Origin of the sequence: Methylicorpusculum oleiharenae (assembly GCF_009828925.2) — a bacterium.
Classification (GTDB): domain Bacteria; phylum Pseudomonadota; class Gammaproteobacteria; order Methylococcales; family Methylomonadaceae; genus Methylicorpusculum; species Methylicorpusculum oleiharenae.
Map to the genome: position 1 here is coordinate 1,931,333 of NZ_WUTY02000001.1, position 20,825 is coordinate 1,952,157.

Annotated in this window: 18 protein-coding genes; 15 read left to right on the forward strand and 3 right to left on the reverse strand. The window is 48.7% G+C overall.

Annotation, left to right across the window (positions count from 1 at the left end):
- The first annotated feature begins 10 nt into the window (after window positions 1-10).
- On the forward strand, window positions 11-1,228 hold the full coding sequence (locus GO003_RS08830) for an efflux RND transporter periplasmic adaptor subunit (protein ID WP_159659349.1): 1,218 nt from the start codon (window positions 11-13) through the stop codon (window positions 1,226-1,228).
- A 2-nt stretch (window positions 1,229-1,230) separates the two neighbouring features.
- The gene (locus GO003_RS08835; protein WP_159659350.1) at window positions 1,231-4,368 is read left to right on the forward strand and encodes an efflux RND transporter permease subunit; all 3,138 of its coding nucleotides are present in this window, start codon (window positions 1,231-1,233) and stop codon (window positions 4,366-4,368) included.
- A gap of 189 nt (window positions 4,369-4,557) precedes the next feature.
- Here the strand turns inward: GO003_RS08835 and GO003_RS08840 are convergent, their stop codons facing one another.
- Entirely contained in the window at window positions 4,558-4,707 is a 150-nt protein-coding gene (locus GO003_RS08840; RefSeq protein ID WP_159659351.1) for a hypothetical protein, read from the reverse strand.
- 302 nt (window positions 4,708-5,009) lie between these two features.
- On the opposite strand from GO003_RS08840, the gene GO003_RS08845 reads away from it, so the two are divergent.
- The 11 genes from GO003_RS08845 to GO003_RS08895 all read left to right on the forward strand — a co-directional run bounded on the left by GO003_RS08845 (window position 5,010) and on the right by GO003_RS08895 (window position 17,534).
- Complete coding sequence (locus GO003_RS08845; protein ID WP_159659352.1) at window positions 5,010-5,831, forward strand: energy transducer TonB; 822 nt, start codon at window positions 5,010-5,012, stop codon at window positions 5,829-5,831.
- Between the two features lie 15 nt (window positions 5,832-5,846).
- Window positions 5,847-6,824 (forward strand): MotA/TolQ/ExbB proton channel family protein, encoded by a 978-nt coding sequence (locus GO003_RS08850; RefSeq protein ID WP_331001630.1) that lies wholly within the window; start codon window positions 5,847-5,849, stop codon window positions 6,822-6,824.
- Window positions 6,824-7,234, forward strand: a complete 411-nt coding sequence (locus GO003_RS08855; protein WP_159659353.1) for an ExbD/TolR family protein — start codon at window positions 6,824-6,826, stop codon at window positions 7,232-7,234. The genes GO003_RS08850 and GO003_RS08855 overlap by 1 nt, the downstream gene beginning before the upstream one ends.
- Window positions 7,235-7,354: 120 nt before the next feature.
- On the forward strand, window positions 7,355-10,276 hold the full coding sequence (locus tag GO003_RS08860; RefSeq protein ID WP_159659354.1) for a TonB-dependent receptor: 2,922 nt from the start codon (window positions 7,355-7,357) through the stop codon (window positions 10,274-10,276).
- Between the two features lie 110 nt (window positions 10,277-10,386).
- The gene (locus GO003_RS08865) at window positions 10,387-11,355 is read left to right on the forward strand and encodes an SMP-30/gluconolactonase/LRE family protein (protein WP_159659355.1); all 969 of its coding nucleotides are present in this window, start codon (window positions 10,387-10,389) and stop codon (window positions 11,353-11,355) included.
- Window positions 11,356-11,430: 75 nt separating this feature from the next.
- Complete coding sequence (locus tag GO003_RS08870; protein ID WP_159659356.1) at window positions 11,431-12,318, forward strand: dienelactone hydrolase family protein; 888 nt, start codon at window positions 11,431-11,433, stop codon at window positions 12,316-12,318.
- Window positions 12,319-12,652: 334 nt separating this feature from the next.
- Window positions 12,653-14,830: a protein-disulfide reductase DsbD family protein gene (locus GO003_RS08875; RefSeq protein WP_231088899.1), complete on the forward strand. Its 2,178-nt coding sequence runs from the start codon at window positions 12,653-12,655 to the stop codon at window positions 14,828-14,830.
- A gap of 316 nt (window positions 14,831-15,146) precedes the next feature.
- The gene (locus GO003_RS08880; RefSeq protein ID WP_159659357.1) at window positions 15,147-15,557 is read left to right on the forward strand and encodes a hypothetical protein; all 411 of its coding nucleotides are present in this window, start codon (window positions 15,147-15,149) and stop codon (window positions 15,555-15,557) included.
- 139 nt (window positions 15,558-15,696) lie between these two features.
- The gene (locus tag GO003_RS08885) at window positions 15,697-16,320 is read left to right on the forward strand and encodes a redoxin domain-containing protein (RefSeq protein WP_159659358.1); all 624 of its coding nucleotides are present in this window, start codon (window positions 15,697-15,699) and stop codon (window positions 16,318-16,320) included.
- A gap of 13 nt (window positions 16,321-16,333) precedes the next feature.
- Window positions 16,334-17,038 carry a cytochrome b/b6 domain-containing protein gene (locus GO003_RS08890; RefSeq protein ID WP_206444825.1) on the forward strand — a complete coding sequence of 235 codons (705 nt, stop codon included), beginning with the start codon at window positions 16,334-16,336 and terminating at the stop codon, window positions 17,036-17,038.
- 34 nt (window positions 17,039-17,072) lie between these two features.
- Complete coding sequence (locus tag GO003_RS08895; RefSeq protein WP_159659360.1) at window positions 17,073-17,534, forward strand: cytochrome c; 462 nt, start codon at window positions 17,073-17,075, stop codon at window positions 17,532-17,534.
- A gap of 300 nt (window positions 17,535-17,834) precedes the next feature.
- On the opposite strand, the gene GO003_RS08900 is transcribed toward GO003_RS08895, so the two are convergent.
- Together GO003_RS08900 and GO003_RS08905 are read right to left on the reverse strand one after the other, a co-directional pair.
- The gene (locus GO003_RS08900; protein WP_159659361.1) at window positions 17,835-18,245 is read right to left on the reverse strand and encodes a hypothetical protein; all 411 of its coding nucleotides are present in this window, start codon (window positions 18,243-18,245) and stop codon (window positions 17,835-17,837) included.
- Between the two features lie 402 nt (window positions 18,246-18,647).
- Entirely contained in the window at window positions 18,648-19,016 is a 369-nt protein-coding gene (locus tag GO003_RS08905; RefSeq protein ID WP_159659362.1) for a hypothetical protein, read from the reverse strand.
- A gap of 925 nt (window positions 19,017-19,941) precedes the next feature.
- Here GO003_RS08905 and traL point away from each other — a divergent pair.
- Both traL and GO003_RS08915 read left to right on the forward strand, forming a co-directional pair.
- On the forward strand, window positions 19,942-20,223 hold the full coding sequence (gene traL, locus GO003_RS08910; protein ID WP_159659363.1) for a type IV conjugative transfer system protein TraL: 282 nt from the start codon (window positions 19,942-19,944) through the stop codon (window positions 20,221-20,223).
- Complete coding sequence (locus GO003_RS08915) at window positions 20,220-20,825, forward strand: TraE/TraK family type IV conjugative transfer system protein (RefSeq protein ID WP_159659364.1); 606 nt, start codon at window positions 20,220-20,222, stop codon at window positions 20,823-20,825. The genes traL and GO003_RS08915 overlap by 4 nt, the downstream gene beginning before the upstream one ends.

Here is a 20,825-nt window from a genome sequence, read left to right on the forward strand (position 1 = left end):
AATAACGTTTATGTCCACTACCAAAAAGAAATTTTTTACTCTTCTCAGTTCATTATTGATCATTGTGATAGCGGGAGGTCTGTCCTCCTATTGGCTGAACAATCAACCGCGAGCTGCTCGAAAACCGCTAGAGCAGACAGTGCCTTTAGTGGACGCTATAACACCTAAAAGCAAAGATCATCAAACTACCGTATTTGCTTTTGGTAACGTTATGTCATCACAAAGTGTGAATCTTAACGCACAGGTCGAAGGAACAGTGATCTCGGTTAATCAACGCTTTATCGAAGGTGGCTTGGTAAAAAGAAACGAAGAAATTGTTCGCTTGGATCCTAAGGATTACGAATTAAAACTAAGGCGTGCAAAAAACGAATTGGTCCGCGCCCGCTTTAATTTAAAACTGGAACTGGGTCAGCAAGCTATAGCCAAACGCGAGTTCGAAATGCTCGGAAAGGATCTTGAAGATGAACTGGCAGCGGAACTCATTCAGCGAAAACCCCATCTGGAAGCATCGGAATCAGCGCTTAATGCTGCAGAAGCCGCTTACGAGCAAGCGGAACTGGAACTGGCGCGCACAAGGACCCTGGCTCCCTTCGATGCAGTAATCACAGAACGCAATGCCAATATAGGTTCGCGCGTATCGAATTCGGCTACCGGAACACCGCTGGTAAAACTGGCATCGACTGACAGTTTTTGGATTGATGTATCGTTACCCATAGAGAAGCTTCGCTGGATAGATATACCCGGCATCAACAGCAACAAAGGCGCAACCGTCAAAATTACCATGGATAATGCCTGGGGACCCGGTGTATACCGCGAAGGTATTGTCAAACAACTAAAAGCCGCTGTTGATCCTGAAGGCCGCATGGCCAAGCTGATTGTCGAGGTTGACGACCCGTTGAGCCTTAAGCCAAACCACAAAAATGCCCCCACTTTGATGCTGGATACGCTGGTGCGGGTGGAAATTTCGGGTAAACCCCTGAAAAATGTTTATGAACTCCCCGAAACAGCTTTGCATGACGGCCGCTATTTATGGCTTATCAATGACACCCAAACGTTGGATATAACTGATATCCGACCCATTTGGGCAGAACAAGGCCGATTTTTTCTGGATACTGATCAATTACCTCCCAAAACCCGAGTCGTCGCCAGCGCACTGCCAGCCCCGGTCAAAGGAATGCGCATTCGCTCTCGTGATATCGAAACCTCAATCCTGACGCCCTTAGACTGACCATGCAAACACTACAACCCGCCATCTCAAATGGGCCTATATCCTGGATGTCCGGGCACCCGGTTGCCGCCAACCTGGCCATGCTGGTTTTGGTCGTGGGTGGATATCTGTTTATGCAAAATATCCGTCAGGAAGTCTTTCCGAACACCGATCTGGATGCCGTCAACATCAGTGTCAGTTATCCCGGTGCAAGTCCTGAAGAAATCGAGCAGGGTATTATTTTATCGTTAGAACAGGCCGTCAGCGGACTGGAGGGGGTCGAAGACATTAACTCCACAGCAATAGAAGGATTAGCCACGGTTATTGTCACCACCTTGCGCGGCACTGACATGCAGCGCTTCATTCAGGATGTTCAGAAAGAAGTTGACCGCATCACCACGCTGCCACTCGATGCCGAGCAACCTCAAATCACTCAGGTTACCGGCTTACGCCCCCTGATGGAACTGGTTATCTTTGGCGAAGCACCGGAGAGCACCTTGCATGAATTGGGCGAACAATTGAGGGATAGGTTTCTGCAAGACCCCGGCATTACTCAGGTCAACTTGTTCGGCATCAAACCCATGGAAATTTCGGTGGAGGTCAGCCAGGAAAATTTACGTCGTCATAAATTATCCTTGGGTGATATTGCCCAACGCATAGCCAATGCCAATCTTGATCTCCCTACCGGCAGCATCAAAACCGGCTCGGGTGAAATCCTGCTGCGCATGAAAGAGCGAAAGGATTACGGGCAACAGTTTGCAAAACTGCCTCTCATCACAACGCTGGACGGCAGTCAAGTGTTGCTGGGGGATATCGCCGCAATTAAAGATGGTTACGACATATCGGATTACTATGCAATTTATGACGGTAAACCGGCGGTGATGATACAAATCTACAATGTAGGCGACCAATCACCATTGGACGTTTCTAGCTCAGTCACGCGAATAATGGAGACTGCCAAATTAGATATGCCCGAAGGAGTCAAAGCGCTTGTCAGGCGTGATTCCTCTTTAGACTATAACCAACGGATTGATCTGCTGATGCGCAATGCCGCCATGGGCTTGGCACTGGTCATCATTACCCTGGCTCTGTTTCTTGAATTACGCCTTGCGTTTTGGGTAATGACCGGCATCCCCATTGCCTTTTTAGGCTCGTTTTTGATCTTGCCTGCTCTCGGCGTTACGCTCAACATGATATCGCTGTTCGCTTTTATCATTGCCTTGGGTATTGTTGTCGACGACGCCATTATCATTGGAGAAAATATTTACCATTATCTGCAAGAAGGTATGCAACCTTACGAGGCAGCGGTCAAAGGCGCGCGAGAGATGGCCATGCCCGTAACCTTCAGTATATTGACCAATGTCGCCGCATTCATGCCGCTGCTCTTTATTCCGGGAGTCACCGGCAAAATCTACGTGATGGTACCGTTGGTGATCATTACCGTTTTTCTGCTGTCCTTGTTTGAAAGCTTGTTCATTTTGCCGAACCACCTCAGCCGTCTTAAAAAACCAAAAGCTCACGGCATTGAAGCCTGGATACATACCTATCAACAAAAATTCAGCAAAGCTTTCAGGCACTGGGTTCTGCACCGTTACGGCCCTTTCCTGGATTGGTCCCTGCAGCACCATTATTTGATTGTATTGTTTGGTTTTGCGCTACTGTTTGCCACTTTCTCTTTTGCGCTTAGCGGCCGTATTGGTTTCACCGCTTTCCCCAAAACCGAATCGGATTTCTCCAGAGTTGCTGTCTCGATGCCTTTTGGCACACCGGCCAAGCAAACCGAAATCGTCGTGCAACATTTAACCGAAGCCGCGCAACGGGTGGCTGAATCTATTCCTGATGGCGATAAATTATTGATCGGCGTATTTGCGGAATTAGGTTCCAGCATGCCGGGCGTCATGGCCGGGGGTCATATTGCCAATGTACGCGCTTATCTTGCTCCCCCCGAAATCCGGGAAAAAATCATGAGTACCGAGCAATTTACCCAGCGCTGGCGCGAAGAAGCCGGGGAAATCGTGGGCGCCGAATCAGTCGTCTACGAATCTGATTTCGGCGGACCGGGTTCCGGTGCCGCCATCACGGTTGAATTGAATCATCGCAATGTCAAAATATTGGAAGCCGCCAGCGCTCAGTTAGCAGAAATACTTCGCTCATACCCGGCAGCGATCAATATCAAAAACGAAATCAGTGCCGGCAAGGAGCAACTGGACTTTCAAATGCGCTCGGAAGGACTCAGTCAGGGACTGACGCCTCAAAACGTAGCCCGCCAAGTCCGTAACGCCTTTTTCGGTGCCGAAGTTTTGCGGCAGCAACGCGGCCGGAATGAAATGAAAATCATGGTCAGATTACCCGAGTCAGAACGCCTTTCCTTACAAAACGTCGATTCCATGTTGATATGGAGTGCGAATAAAAAGGAAATACCGCTCACCGAGGCAGTGCATGTCGAACGAGGCCGAGCCTTTACCCAGATTTCCCGCAGGGATGGCCGCCGGATCAACCTGGTAACTGCCGATTTAGCAGCGAATGGTCACGCTGGAGAGATTATGAACGATCTTAAATTGACTGAACTGCCTGGGTTGGTCAAACAATTTCCAGGTTTGCAATTCAGTTTTCAGGGCAAACAGGCGGAGATGGCAAAAAGTCTGGACAGCCTTAAAATTGGATTTTCTATCGCTTTGTTCGCAATTTACGTCCTGCTCGCCATTCCGTTTAAAAGCTATTCCTTACCCTTGATTGTCATCATCACCATTCCCTTTGGCGCTATAGGCGCTATATTCGGCCATCTGCTGATGGGCTATGATCTGAGTTTAATCAGCATACTAGGAATTGTTGCCTTATCGGGTATTGTTATCAACGACTCACTGGTATTGATAGATCATGCTAAAGAACTGCGCCACGAAAGTAACAAGACGGCTCAGCAAACGATAAGAATGGCCGCCGTACAACGATTTAGGCCCATAGTACTGACTTCGCTGACTACTTTTTTCGGTATCATGCCGATGATTCTTGAAACTTCCCGACAAGCAAAAATGCTGATCCCTATGGCCATATCGATAGGCTTCGGTATTCTGTTTGCCACCGTGATTACCCTCATATTGATCCCTTCTCTGTATCTGGTCGTTGACGATCTGAAGGCTATGTTTACAAAAAAGCATCATTAAGTTTTTTACGTCGCCTTTCCGGCAGGACTTGCCGGAAACCATGCTTGCATGGATAGCTCAAAGCCTGCCACCCATTCACGTAGATACCCGCTTCCCTGTGGGTATGACGACATTTGTTCATACTGAGATTTTCTATAGGATATATTACCGAGAGCCTTATCGCCAGCAGTCGAGACAAAGGCATCGCTTTTACATCAACCAGACCTTCATCTCTTCGAAGGTAAATGAAAACTTTTCATGATCCTTAGGATTTACGCTCTCTGCCATTTGAGGAAAACCTGCTGGCTTGTGCAAGGGCATTCCAGCAGTACCTTCCCCCCAATTATCTTGAACTTTCAAGACTGATTCTGTTGCCCTGAATACAGCCACTAAACACTTTGTTGCTGAGAAAACACTCCAAAATGGACATCACCCTGTCAAGTAGTGACCAAGGCTTGTTCAGAGGCTCAATCAAGCCTAAAGAGATTCTCTATCTATCTGTTTTATAAGATAAAAAAATATTAATTTATAAATTACCATTAAATGGCATAGCTTGTGCATTATACATATTAAACCGCGTAAACGTCGGCTTGAAAAAGCAACGATGCAAAGTCGTCGTCATGAAAACAATGAACATCGATTTAATGTTCTAGGGGAATAGCATGAGTAATCCATCAATCAGTCTGCAGCCATTTGATTTAGATAATCAAGTTCATAAGAGGGGGATCACCGGACTTATATTGCCATTTAAGCCGGATTTTAATCTACTGCAAACCAATCCAGTTGCAAGTGCTGTGACCAATGCGGTACTTAGCAACTTTAAAAGCGATACGAATAACAACGACAAAAATTTTGTTGATTACCTGATACTGGGTGCCTTATCGGTTTTTATACACACCGCCATTGTCGACAGATTCGATACAGGCTTCGATCAGCCAGCATTGATCGAGCCTCCCAAGCCCAACAAGGTAGAGATCACTATCATTAAACCTCAACCGAAACCGATAACGCTCCCACCGCCGCCGCAAGTCAAGGCGCAACCACCCAAACCCAAGGTGGTGCCCTTAAAAAAGCCGGATAAACCCAAAATCAAGCCCAAGCCGGTCGAGCAAATAGTCGAAGAGCCGATTCCCCAACCCACTATAGTCAGTGAATCAGCGCCTGTTTCCAATACACCAGCACCACAAGCACCCGTCGTTGAAAAAGTCACGCAACCCCGTGCCGGTGCCAATTATCTGAACAATCCGCCTCCTGTTTATCCAGAGATAGCGATGGACAGAGGCTGGCAGGGTAAAGTCCTGATGAAGGTTCATGTACTGCCCAGCGGTAAACCCGACAGTGTTTCGGTACAGAAATCCAGTGGCAAGAAAGTGCTGGACGACGAAGCCGCACGGACGGTTAAAAAATGGTCATTCGTACCGGCAATGCGTGGAACAACGCCTATTGCCGGTTGGGTTACGGTTCCTATTACTTTTAAACTATAAAAATTGAGGTTTACTATGGCTGACTCTTTAGCAACTCCCGCATCGACAACGACTGCGGCCACCCCACCACTCCCATCAACGCAGCAGGGATCAACGCTCGCCGGTAACACGCAGACACTGACTCAGAATACATCACCGGCAAGCGATGCCGTGGCTCAGTCAGTTTCGACAGCCCCGGTCAATGATTTGGCAGCTGCAACGCCGGTTGCTGATGCAACGCAAGGGGCTTTGGACTTTTCTTCCTCAGTCATCGTCGATGGCACGTTGGATGTGCTCATCGCCTTCTCGGTAGCGACATGGGCATTGATTCTGATCAAAGGCATACAACACTTGCGCATAGCTTATTACAACCGATCTTTCAGTAAGCAATTTTGGCGTGCTCACGATTTTCAACAAGCCGCCGCATTGACCGGATATAAAGGCCCGGCAGCCAGAGTGGCCGTTACCGGATTCACTACATTGGTAGAAGCTGACGGGGGAACGACCACGCATGATCTGGAACATACCGGTGATCGGCAAGAATTACTCGACCGTCGTTTGCGCCAGCAAATGCAGAAAGAGCGCGGCTCCTTGGAAAGCGGTTTGGCGATATTGGCTACCATTGGCAGTATTTCACCTTTCGTCGGACTCTTCGGCACGGTATGGGGCATCATGGGCGCTCTTACCAGTATCAGCAAAAGCGGATCAGCCAGTTTGGAAGTGGTCGCTGGTCCCATCGGCGAAGCGCTGATTGCTACCGCTGTGGGGATTGCCGTCGCGGTGCCCGCAGTCATCGGCTACAACTTTTTCATCAGAAGAAACAAAGTCATCTGGGCGTATCTGGATGATTTCGCCATCGACTTTGTCCATTTGGCTTTAAAGACTTCCTTTATCATCAAAAGGCCCAATGGCGAAGTCAATATCAAAGCGGTTTCGTCAGAAACAGTCCCAGTAAAAAAACCGGTCATTAACGCCACACATGACGAATTACACGCGAAAGGAGCGCCTGCATAATGGCTTTTAAAACTCAAGATGATGGCGATGACGTAATGAGTGAAATCAACGTAACGCCGCTGGTAGACGTGATGTTGGTGTTGCTGGTCGTGTTTATCGTTACGGCCCCGTTATTGACCAATGCAATCCATGTCAATTTGCCAAAAACTGCAGAAACTGCGCCACCGGAGGAAAAGGAAGCGGTTTATATCAGCATCGATGCGGCAGGGAAAGTGTATGTCGATAAAGCTGAAATTGCCTTGTCCGCCTTCGAAGGTGAGCTATTGACACGAAAAACCGCTGACCCCGAATTGGCGCTAAATCTGAACGCGGACGATGCGGTGCAATACGGGATCGTTGCAAAAGTCATGGCCGCCATTGAACGCGCCGGAATTACCAAATTGTCGGTTCTTACCGCTCCAGGGAATTAACCCTCGCCTTTAACCATTTCTAAACCAGCCCGAGGTTTGGCTGGCTAGGTTCGCTTTGGCCTCAAGAAACGGAATAGCGTAATTTTTAATCACTAAATCTCTGAAAAAATGGGAAATGACATGACTATCGAAAATAACCTAAGTGGGGTCGATGGAACTGAGGAGTCTCTCTCGACAGCTCAATTTAACCTCGTCAATCGCTCGCTGGCAGCCGATGTGGCTAAAATTTTGAGTTATGGAAAGCGGTATAACACTGCAAAAGCCAGACTCAATACTAACAGCGCAGCAATGCTGGTAACAGGAGTCTGTCTGTTAGGGTCTGGAGTTGGTTTTGCCCAGGAAATACCGTCCGATCTAGAGGCCGAGATAGCCCGCTTGAGACAGGAATTGGAAGCATCCAAGCAGGAGAATCAATCGCTTAAAAAAGCGATCACCGGCGAAAAAGATACGGTTATCGAAGAGGGCTTGGCCGAACCCCAGAACCCTGAAGAATCGCTGACAGAGGAAGTTGCTGTTGACGAAGACAGAACCGATGACTTGGGCGAAGTCGTGGTTCGCGCCCAACCACGGCTTAAAAAGCTGAAAGATGTGCCCGCTTCGACTTCCGTTCGGTCCGGTGAAGAGTTATCGCGGGAACTCGCGTTTGACTTGGAGCAAATCCTCAAGCGCTCGGGAAATGCGAAATTCGATCCCGGCAATGCGCGCACCAGCAGTCTATCGCTACGCGGTCTTGGTAAGCAGGGCTTGGTCGATGCGATGGATCCCAGTATCGGCACCGTTATGGATGGTGTGCCGTATCTCTACAATCCACTCGCCAGTTTTGATCATTACGATCTGGCGCAAGTGGAAGTCGATCGTGGCCCTACCGGGACTGATTTCGGCAAGAACTTTAACATGGGTCGAATTTCGATTACGCCCAGACATCCTTCTTTTGCTCCGGACGCCAATTTCTCGCTGACCTATGGTGAGTATGAAAGCTACATTGCCGATGCGGCAGGCGGCGGCACCGTCATTGACAATTTACTGGCCTGGCGTGGTGCTATTCACGTCAATAAAGCCGATGGCGCTTACGAGAATTTGTCGAATCCGCATCAAACTTGGTACAACCGTGATCGCGCAGCGGGCCGCGTCCAGCTATTGTTTACGCCTACCGAAGATTTCAGCGCCCGGATCAGCTTTGACATGAATGCCCAACAAAATGAGTCCTTCAATGGCAATACTTTTTTTGACCGTCTACCGAGTAAATTTGCTAACGGCACGCCTAACACGGCACGAAACAACTCTCCTGAAGTGCGCCTAAACCGGCGCTGGTTCCGTGATGCCAAGCCAAACTATACCCTCGACAATTACTTTCGCACCGACGCGTTCGATCAAGACAGCGGCCAACCCATCGAAACGGCCAGTAAAGGTGGCTTGGTCGACCTCAACTGGAATATCGGCGACGTCAAACTGGCTTCGATTACTGCAGTCAGAGATTTCGAATTCCAGGCCGGCAATGACGAAGGTACACCATTTGATGTTGACAGAGGCATGTATACCGGTGGACATGTACCCCGATTCTTGCATTTCAGCCAGGAGTTTAGAGTCAGTTCAAAATTTGAAGATCTGGTCGACTATCAAGCCGGCGCACTCTACCTGAAACGCGATATGGACTACAACAACTGGACCTCTTTCGGTAAAGATGCCGGTGCCTGGTATGGCAGTAATGCTCAATACGCGATACTCGACGCCGATGCCAATGGCAGGAGTTTGATGGCGGATTCCGCCGATAGTTTGATCAGATGGCGTAACCGGAATATTGAAAATGATACCGCCGGCATTTTCGGACAAGGCGAATGGCATGTCACCGATGCTTTCAACATAACCACCGGCGCGCGGGTCAATTACGAAAAACGCAAGCTCACGACCAATCAAATCCTGACGGATAGCGGCAAGGGTTCAGCCTTGAACAGGTCTGCCGTCAACGGCATCCAATTAGGTGGTTTTGATACCAACAACAACGGTGTCTTGACTGCCAGTGCGCTGGCTGATCCCAATCAGGTTGCAGCGGCCAATGCGGCGGCGCAACAATACTTCAATCGGGCTACTTATGCCGCGCTGACTAATGTTCAGAGGGCTCAGATAGGTGCGGCAAAGTCTATTCGCAATGGCCGGATTGGTAATTTGTGGGACTACCAAAAAGGTGTGATTGAAGATATTCAACCCGCATTTATCGTCAGTCCGAGTTATAAGTTCAACGAAAATTTGACCAGCTATGTGTCTTGGCGATTCAGCCAAAAGCCGGGATTCCTGGATGTGCCGAATGGTTTTGTACAAACTATCGAAGAAGAGACCGCGAATTCTTTTGAGATAGGTTTTAAATCAAATCTCTTTGGCGACACGCTGGCCTTGCATACCGATTTCTTTTGGACGGAGATAGATGACTATCAACAACCGGCTTTGATCTACGACGAATTCACGACAAACATCGATCGATCGACCAACCCCACCGCCCCACCTGTATTCATCTCAGGCAGCGGAAATGCTGCAGGCGTTCGCATCATGGGTGTGGAAATCGATGGCTCTTATACAGGCATCCCTTATACATCGATTAATTTTTCAGGGGCGTGGAATGACGCGGTTTATACCGATTTTAAAAACGCCATCAGACCGGTTGAACAGCGCTATCCCGGAGCGCCAACGTCATACGATGCAACCGGCGAGAATCTGCCGGGTGCAGCGCAATTTACCTTCAATATCAGCCCTGAGGTGCGTTATCCACTGGCAGCATTGGGATGGGGTAAGGCTGAATTTCATACCAGCTTTACGACAGCCTATACCAGCGCCTATAACTCGGATAATGCCTTGTCGGTCTACGGGAATATCAAAGCCAATACCACTACGGACTTTTCTGTGGGTGTCGGCCGAAGCGATAAGCTGTTTGATGTCTCTTTGGTTGGAAAAAATATTTTTGACAATCAAGAACCCATTGCCAGAACCTGGAACACCTGGTCGCCCAATTGGCCTCAGTGGTTTGGTGTACGAGTCAGCAGTAGCTTTTAACATAAACACGAGCGGTAAAGCCCCTTCATCATGACAAGCTGAATAACGTTGCGCTGTTTTGGCGAAGCCCCAAGTAACTAAATGAATTGATAAAGATTTGGAGAAACAAAATGTTATATAAAAAATTGCTTTATAAAGGGGTTCAGGCCCTAATCGTTTCAATATCGGCCGTCTCGGCCGGACAAGCCGCAGACCCGGTGACCCCGCCAATTCCCGGCGTCGTTCCGGGCGGCGTTGTCGTCGAATTGATTAAAGACGGGTTTAACGGTACCGAAGGTCCGATAGCGCATCCGGACGGCAGCCTGCTGTTTACCGAAACCAATGCAGAAAGAATCGTACGAATCGCGCCAGACAACAAAGTATCGACCTTCCTGGAAAAATCGAACGGCGCCAACGGACTGGCATTTAATGCCGAGGGTGATTTGATTGCCGTGCAGGTTTTGAAGCCCAAGGTAGGCATCCTGTATCCCAAGAACAAAGAAAAAACGCTGGCTGAAAAGTATGACGGTGAGACATTTCAACGTCCGAACGATTTAGTGCTGCATAAAAGCGGAAGCCTCTATTTTACCGACAGCGGGACCCGAGTGACGCCAGAGAATCCCAATCCGCCGACATCAAAACCCGGGGTTTTCCATATTTCGCCTGCAGGTGAACTGAAACGACTGGCTAACGACATCGACCGCCCCAACGGCATCCAGCTCAATAAAGACGAAACGGTTCTGTATGTGGCAAACACACAAGGCGAGCATATTTTAGCGTATGACATTGCAGCCGATGGTTCCATCACTAACAAACGAAACTTTGCCAAGCTGGCAGGCTGGAAAGACGGCGAAACCGGCTGGACTAGCGGTGCTGATGGCCTGGCTGTCGATGATGAAGACCGTTTATATGTCGCATCCAATGCCGGAATCGAAGTATTCAGTGCCAAGGGGGACGCATTGGGTGTCATCCCCATCCCGCTAAAACCGCAGAATCTGGCTTTTGCCGGAGCCGACAAGAAAACCCTTTATGTCGTGGGCCGAGGCGCTGCTTATCGTATTCCGGTGTTGACTGCGGGTTACCGTGGACGCGCCAAGTAAATGATTTTTCAGTCCATCATCGGGTTATACCGACGTTAACCCGATGATCACAAACAATACATTCATGGTGAAACGATGACGCGTAAAACTGCAAAAGATTTCGACCCGCAAGTATTGAAACTGTTCGACCGATATGTGCATGGCCAAATATCCCGTCGCAGGTTTTTAACCTCGGCCGCGAAATTTGCAGCGGCCGGACTGAGTGCGGAAATTCTGCTCGAGGCATTGAGCCCAAAGTTTGCCGAAGCTCAGCAAATTCCAGCCACCGATGCCCGAATAACGGCGCAATATCTTGAATTTCCGTCACCTGACGGTTATGGCAAGCTTCGCGGCTATTTGGTCAAACCCGCCCACTATTCGGGAAAGCTGCCCACGGTGCTGGTGATCCATGAGAACAGGGGCCTCAATCCGCATATAGAGGACATTACCCGTCGATTAGCCCTGGATAATTTCATTGCCTTTGCGCCGGACGCGTTGTTTCCGTTGGGCGGTTATCCCGGCGATGAAGACAAGGCGAGAGAGCTATTCGCCACGCTGGACCAAACCAAAACGCGCAATGATTTTCTGGCTGCCGCGGCCGTGTTGAAAAACCTGCCGGAAGGCAACGGAAAAGTGGGTGCGATAGGTTTTTGCTACGGCGGAGGAATAGCCAACTTTCTGGCCACAAAAATACCCGATCTGGCCGCCGCAGTGCCATTTTACGGTAGTCAGCCTACGACCGAAGAAACCGCAAAAATCAAAGCCCCGCTGTTACTGCATTACGCCTCCGAGGATGAGCGCATCAATGCTGGCTGGCCGGCTTATAAAGCAGCATTGAAAGCCGCAGGCGTCAACTACCAGGCTTATGTTTATGAAGGCGTGCAACACGGTTTCAACAACGACACCACGCCGCGCTATGACGAGGCTGCCGCCAAACTGGCGTGGGAACGAACCCTAGCATTTTTGTCCAGCCATTTGAATTAACTGTAAAGAGCTTTGGCTGTCGTGTACCCACGACACGGTGGCCTGAGATAAAACAGAACAGGGACGTTCTTTTTATTTTAATGGTCTGGCTCATATTAGAGAAGGTGAAGCCAAGTGGCCCACATACACCCAAAAGCTGGGGCAGCCTTATGAACAGAACCCTGATCGGATTAATCCTGATTGTAATTGCACTTTTAGTGAACGGACTCACACTCGTTAAAGATGACCCAAAGCCTGAAGCAGGCAGAACTTTTACGGCTAAATACCAATGATCATTCATTTGCCCAAAATCATGAAAACGCCAGAAGAAGGAATAAGGAGCAGACCACAGCCAATGAGCCATGTTGAAGGATCGGGAACGAACGGTATCGCACTCCCAAGCCGATTCATGCTGCTGTTTGCATCCCTAGTGACGGCTTTAATCTCTGTTAATGTTCAAGCGGGTTCATTCGAAGCAACAACCGAGCAAGTCAAGGTTCAACTGATCGCATCGGCCGATGCCGTCCATCCGGGGGATGTCATCTTGCTCGGGATTCACCAGCGCATTATCCCGCACTGGCACACGTACTGGAAAAACCCAGGCGATTCAGGACTGGCAACCACCATCGATTATGAAGTACCGGATGGCGCAACAGTCGGCGAAATTCAATGGCCCACGCCAAGTCGTATCAGTCTGGGGCCGGTAACCAATTACGGGTATGAGAACGAAGTCACGTTGCTGACGGCTATCAAAGTCCCCAAAGACACCGTAATTGGGGGCGTATTTCCTGTCAAAGCCAAAGTAAAGTGGCTGGTTTGTGAGGAAATATGCATTCCTCAACAAGCCGAGTTATCGCTGGATTTACCCGTCGTAATGCTGGAACAAAACATCAACACCCGTCATCCGTTGATTGAACAAGCCCTGATTCGCTTGCCTGTGCCAAATCCGTGGCCGATCAGTGTCCTGCCGTCAGATGAGCATCTTATCCTGCAAATCAATGGTAGCGGCCTGCAACCAGGAGCTATCAAAGACATCTGGTTTTATCCGGCTGAATGGGGAGGTGTCTCTCATGGTGCTGAGCAACCCTTTTCTTTTGCAGGCGATGCGATTGAATTACGACTTAAGCCCGGAGATCTAAAACTGGGTGAGAATGATCATCTGAAAGGCGTTTTGACGATCACCGAAGAAAATTCTGAAGGCTTGGTCACTCGAGGCTATACGATCGACGTTACGTTATTGCCGGGTGCTTTAAAAGCAAAACTACCGGTGGCACATACCCCTGACATTGTACTTTCGACCGCTTTGCTGTTGGCCTTTTTAGGCGGCGTAATACTTAATCTGATGCCTTGTGTTTTTCCAGTACTTTCCATTAAGGCATTGTCACTGATCAAACAGGCGAATGAGGACCCATTGACAACGCGCTTGCATGGATTGGCCTATACGCTGGGCATCCTGGTCAGCTTTGCGCTGCTTGGCGGCGTGCTGATCATATTAAAATTGAGCGGCTCTCAAATCGGCTGGGGATTCCAGTTTCAATCACCCTTATTTGTTCTGGCAATGGCTTACCTGATGTTTGCTGTCGGTCTTAATTTATCAGGCCTGTTTTCAATCGGTGGTTCGGTTGCAGGGATTGGTAACTCGTTGAGTGAACGTCCCGGTTATACCGGCAGTTTTTTTACCGGTGTACTTGCTACGTTGGTTGCCACCCCTTGCACGGCTCCTTTTATGGGGGCGGCATTAGGTTTTGCTATTTCCCAACCGCCTGCATTACTGATGTTTGTATTGCTCAGCTTGGGTCTGGGTCTCGCATTACCCTATTTACTGCTGTGCGTATGGCCTTCTTTACAGAAGCTATTGCCTAAACCCGGTGCCTGGATGGTCCGCTTAAAGCAGGGATTGGCTTTTCCGATGTACGGCGCTGCTGTTTGGTTGGTATGGGTGCTGACTCAACAGATTGGACCTGATGCCGTGATTATCGGATTGGGCGGCATGATTGCTCTGGCTATCGCTGCGTGGGCCTATGAAAGCACCAAATATGGCAGCAAGAGCACACGGTTTACCGGGACAACTATAGCCATTGTATTTCTGTTGATATCAGTGTCCGGTAGTTATCTTGGCATTAAAAACAAACCTGTGCCCTCATCTTCAGCTTCATTGGCTGATACAAATGAAAGGAACTGGGAGCCCTATTCGAGTGAACGACTGGCGCAATTATTGACTTCGGAAAAACCCGTATTCATTAATTTCACCGCCGCCTGGTGTATCAGTTGTTTGGTTAATGAAAAAGTAGCGCTCAGTCAAACCTCTGTCCTCGACACCTTTAAGCGGATCGGCATCACCTACCTTAAAGGGGATTGGACCAACAGAGATCCCGGGATTACCCAAATGCTCTCTGAATTCGGCCGCAGTGGCGTACCGCTTTATATCTTTTATCCGGGAGGATCGTCGACGAAACCGGTCGTTTTACCTCAGATATTGACGCCGGATATCGTAATCCGTGCTGTGTCTGATTTTTCTTCATTGACTGACTGACGGGTTACCCGATAGCGAGAGGTGTCAAAAAGTAATATTAGTTTCAGGAGGATACAAACGGATTTATTTTCCTTTTGAAGGAAACGAGCGAACTGGATAAAGCAACGACGAGAGGGGGAGTCGGTGTGATCAAGTCCCAGTTTGAGGGAATCGGCTAGACCTGTAAGAGTTGTCATGACAGTTTCCCACCTCGTATCTGAAGGATCAGCTTCAGCAGGAATTAGGAAGGATCAAGTTCCTGCTTTTTTTGTATAGACAAGTTAACAGATACCTTCAAGGAATAAATAGACGGGTAATTTTCAAACGGTAAACACTTATGTCAAGAGAACTTCAAAGAAAAAAACTAGCTACTTTCATGGGGATTTTCTTCATTCTTTTGGCACCGCTGGAAGTCACCCACGGATTAATGTGGATAGTGATTCATATTTATGAATTACTTGAATTTTTGTTGGATGAACTGGTTCATCATTTTTTCGAGACGAGTCATCACACGACCCAGGTCATCGTCTTCTATCTGATGTTGATGTTGTTTACATGCATTTTTTACCGTCTATGGCGTTGGACGACCGTCATACTCCGAGTTGCCAAAATCAGCTTCCCGAACTGGTGGCAGTCAAAGAAAAAAGATGCTGTTGAAGCCTGGTCATCTTTACCTTTGACCAAGCGAGCCCAGTTGATTGGCGGCTTTTTATTCAGCAGTTCACTTGTGTCAATGCTGATTTTTTAATGATTTTTGTCTTAGTTAATCAAAGCATACCAAACGAGGAGTTCACCATGGTTTAGTTGTCACTTATCTTGAAGTTATTTAACCCAGGGCGAAGTTAACTCCCCCTACCCAAACTGTTCATTTTTTGATGGAGTTCAACATGAATTCAAATCGATTTTCACTTCTGGCTTTCTTGAGTGTCGTTTTAGCTTTTGTCTGCACGTCGCTTAATGCCGAACCGCTTGTAGATAAGCCCGCGCCTTTATTTTCAGGTGCTGAGTCTGCCAATGGCAGCAAGATTAATCTTGCCGATTTGCGCGGTAAAACCGTAGTCCTGGAATGGACTAATCACGAGTGCCCTTTTGTAGTTAAACATTATCAAAGCGGTAATATCCCGAAACTGCAAAAAATAGCCGCCGATAAAGGCTATGTCTGGATACAAGTCATTTCATCGGCGCCGGGTAAACAAGGCCATCTCGATGGCCCAACGGCCCAGAAACTGAATGACGAACGTGGAGCAACACCGGCCAATACGCTGTTCGATCATGATGGAACAATCGGCAAGCTCTATGGTGCAACGAATACACCGCAGTTGTTTATCATCGATCCTGAAGGCATCTTGGTTTACAAGGGAGGTATCGACAGTATCGCTTCTGCGGATCAGGCTGACATCGCCAAAGCGCAAAACTATATCAGCGCCGCATTTGACGAATTGGCCGCGGGTAAAAAAGTGTCCCAATCCAGCACTAAACCTTATGGCTGTACAGTCAAGTACGCCAGTTAATCGGTGAATGACAATGAAAGTTACTGTTCATGTATGGGATTTGCCCCTCAGATTGTTTCATTGGTCATTGGTTGTGGCGGTAACGGCAGCGTATGTTACCGCAAAAATCGGTGGTTCCTGGATTGATTGGCATGGCCGCATTGGCGCCTTGATACTGGCTTTGTTGGTATTTCGCATAGTGTGGGGTTTTGTCGGTTCTACCCATGCGCGTTTTGTAACTTTTTTCCCGACTTATACACGACTGACGGCTTATCTAAGGGGCCGCTGGCAAGGGATTGGTCATAATCCATTGGGCGCCTTGTCGGTTTTTGCATTGTTGGCCGTCATGACAGCACAAGTGCTGACCGGATTGTTTGCCAATGATGATATCGGCTTTGAAGGCCCGTTATACCCCCTGGTGGATAAATCACTGAGCGATAGACTCACCGGATTTCACAGCCAATCTTTCAATGCGCTTTTGGCGTTATTGGTGTTACACGTTGTTGCGATTGTTTTTTATCGCTGGGTCAAAAAAACCAATCTGGTAAGGCCCATGTTGACTGGAAAGAAAGAAGTTCATAAATCGATAGAAACGCTCGCGTACAAGGCGGGAATCCTGCGATTGATCGTTTCAGTATTGCTTTCGGGCTCTTTGACCTGGGGCGTATGGTACGGCTCAAATTATTTGGACGATACCGAAAACCACTACCAAACCGCACAAATAAAACCCAGTTTTTAAATTTATAACTATTATCCGTCGAGGAATTTAACGTATGAAAACAAAATTAATCCTGGCATCCGTATTAACGGCAACCACCTTGGCCGCAACAGCGGGACCTACAGAGGAGCAGATCAGATTCAGACAATCAGCCTATTCGTTCATTGGCTGGAATGCTGCGAAAATCAAAAAGCAAGTGGTGGATAATCCTGAAAATTTCGATAAAGACCGGGTGATTGCCGCCGCTAATGCGATTGCGGCGGCTGCCAATTCCGGTTTGGGTGAGCTCTATGGGCCGGGTACCGACCAAGGTATTGGCTGGAAACAAACGCGCCTGAAGCCCGAGTTTTTTGAAAAGCAAGACGAGGTCAAAGTGGTTGCCGAAAAGTTTAATCTGGCCGCCAACGAGTTGGCCAAAGGCGCTGCAACAGGCGATATCAACATCATCAAGGATCAATTCGGCAAGCTTAGCGAGTCCTGCAAAGGCTGTCATGATTTGATAAGGGTCAAAGAGTAAGAATTTTCGCCAAAAATAACTTCCCAAGACCGCAATGTCACTCAGCAATCCGTTCGTGCAGCGCAAAGCCAAAGCATGCAATGAAATTGTTGTGCTGTGGTAATACGGGAAGTTATTTTGAATCAAATTCTAATCCAATTTAATTAATCAAAGGTAACCCCCGGCTATGCGGGGTTAATTTACTATTTATCATCCTAAAAAGAGCTGTTGAATCTCCTATGCAGGCGCTGGCAGGCAATTCGGTGGTTACAGTTGGCGTCCTTTGATGTACTTGACCAGTTCCAAACTCAAGATTCGGTATCAGTGCTGGATCGAGGTCAACTGCCCCGCAGTTAACCGAAGCGCTTTGAAGAACGCGGCGATCCTGCGATAGTGTTGTTCGACTTTTTCGGCCTCGGCGTGCTTGTTGATAATGGTCAAGCGGTTTTGACCGGCATGACGTGTCTGTTTGCCGATCGCGTAAAGCATCAACGGGCGGCTGTTGATCGCTTCGGTATGTTGATTCGGGTTGACCAGTCGAACGAATAAGCTCCACCAGTTACAAATCAGCGCAGTAATCCTAGTCATAGAGCGGCAACACTTCTGGTCGTGGGTTGTGAAACCGCCCCAGCCCCAGTGGTTTTTCAACTCGTCGAAGTTGTTTTCAGCAGCTGCGCGGTCGCGGTATAACAGGCCGACGCTCAAGATTTCGTGAGCTAACGAGGTGATCAAGTACCCTGTACTCGTAAACGTCTTCCTGATCGCTCAGTTCGGCAAAGCTGAGTTGTTGGGGGGCGTCTTGCGGTCGGCTTACCACCGCCAAGTCTTTTTTGATACGTCGCTTGAAACGACAGCGCGGCGGACGCGGATCCAACCTCTGAACTGCAAGTTAGATTCAGCGCCTTGCCAACCTTGCCCGGCAGCCAACCAGTCACAACCACGCATGAGTCGATCGAAGAGGGTCCGTGTCCCTTTAGTCAAGCGAAGCTTGTATAAATAGGGCACTTCCCTCTACTCTGCTTCACGCATGTTGGTTTCAGTTCTCCAGTCACGATCGCTGCGAATCAACGCCGGCCAATGCTCGCGCGGCAGTAATGCCCATAAGCCGGTGCGCTGTGTTTGGAAGCCACCCGTTTACCGCTCCGGACTTCCACTTCCAAAATCAAGTGCAGATATGGCGACCATATAGGTATGGTAGGTGTGCGATGGGCGGCTCGGCTTATGCGGGTTGTAACCGACTTCCGCAACTTCCGGCTCGCCGTAAGCCGTCATAATCGTGGCATCCGCATCAAAAATCCATGGATCGCTTAATACCGGCGCATATACTCGTTCGAGACTTTCTTGCAACCAGGCAATACTAGCTTCTTCTGGTAGTTTGCTGAAACTGCGTCGTACCGAGTCTTCGCTAACCACCTTGCTCATTCCCAACAATCCCGGATTGACGCCAGCGCCGAGCAAGGCATTGTTGTGTGCATAACGCTGATGACCGGAGAGCACCGACAAGAACACCTTACCAAAACATCAATTTTGGTTGGCGCATTTGGGCTCGTATACTGTAACGGACAGTTGTATACCCATTCGTCAAACAAGTCACTGACATGGATGTAATCATTAAAAAACTACAACTGACCTAGCGGTGTCACCGCCGCTTGCGGATTCCATTCGTCATGAATACGTCCCCCGAAGGTCTCAACCGCAACCGGATCGACTACCGGAATCAAAGCTTTCACCGATTGGGTGAGCCATGATCTCTTGCATAATTGCCTCACTTCCGCTGAATTTCAATGAATTGGGCTAGATTAACAAGCTTGGATTCAAGTTATAAGTTTAAACCTATCAAGGCATTGCCAGCGCGGGTCAAAATCTCTGATCTGTACCGTTTTGTTTGTAGGTTGGATGATATTTTGCGAAGTGCGCAGGCATTTGCGGTTGTAGCGGCATGGCTATATGTACTATGTCATAGCGAAGCATTTATCGATCCTTATCAACGAATGTCCGCTTTTCGATTATTGAGATCGCATGATCGGATTCACAGAATAAATTGGCTGACCGCTTTGGGTCGTTAGCGTACGATAATATTACCTAAATTACGCGACAACTGAACGTCTGCTTTCTTTATGATAGTTGATCTGTATTCAGTCAGCTGTACTTGGTTGGGCAATATCCCGCAGCAAGCGATTTACTCAAAAACGCCCTTGTTGTCGGCACGACACTGCCAAGCTGTTAAATGTCGCCCTTAAATTTCAGAGCGTTTGCGGGCATTGGAAAACATTCAGTGCCTATGGGTTTGACTGACTGCCGCCCAGCTGAAGCAAGACCTTGTAAAAAAATCGAACCCTCCTGCAATAAATTGCGAATTAGCCATTTATTGCAGGCTACCTCGCCAAAATTCTCGCCACAATAATGACCATCCCAACCGGAGGTCATTATGGAACCCGTTGCCATCCCTCAAACCATCGACGATCCGATTCACATTCTGCTGTGGAGTGCGGATGAGATTGTGCCGTTCATGGTCTGCATGCTGACCGGCATGTTGATCGATCATTTCTTGCCAGCGCTGGCGATGGGGTTTATCGCCGTGAAGTTTTATCGCCGGTTTCGCGATAACCGCCCCGATGGCTATACCTTGCATGCGTTGTATTGGTTAGGGTTATTGCCCAGTCGCGCGCAGACCATTCCCAACCCTTATATCTGCCGGTTCCTGCCATGAGGTTAGCCGACTTTCTACAGACCTGGGATGGCCATGAAACGGAGAACCGTTTCAGCCGGGTGATTATCATCGGTTTGCTGGTGATTTGTGTGATTACTTCATTGGCCGCCTGGCGCACCGAGCGCAGTATCATTTTAGTGCCACCTACCTTGAACCAGGAAGTCGAAGTCACCCGCAGCGCGGCTTCCATTGAGTTTAAAGAGTCCTGGGGCTTGTTTCTGGCGGAACTGCTGGGCAATACCACGCCCGCCAATGCCGATTTCCTGAAAGTCGCCATCGAACCCTTATTGGCGCCGGACATTTATCGCACGGTGCTGGATGCCATGACCGATCAGATCAAGGCGATCAAAATGGATCGCGTGGCGATCAGTTTTACCCCGCGTCACGTCGATTACGAAGCCGAGACTAATAAGGTCTTCGTCAGCGGCGAACTGAAAAGCCAAGGCCCCAGTTCCAAACCCGACATCAAGCCGCGCACCTACGAATTCATTATCGCCATCAAGAACTATCGGCCCAGGCTGGAGTTTATCGATGTCTATCCCGAGGCGCCCAGAACCCTGGAACGTTTGAAAGCCCGGCCCGCGCAGCCAGCAGGAAAATAG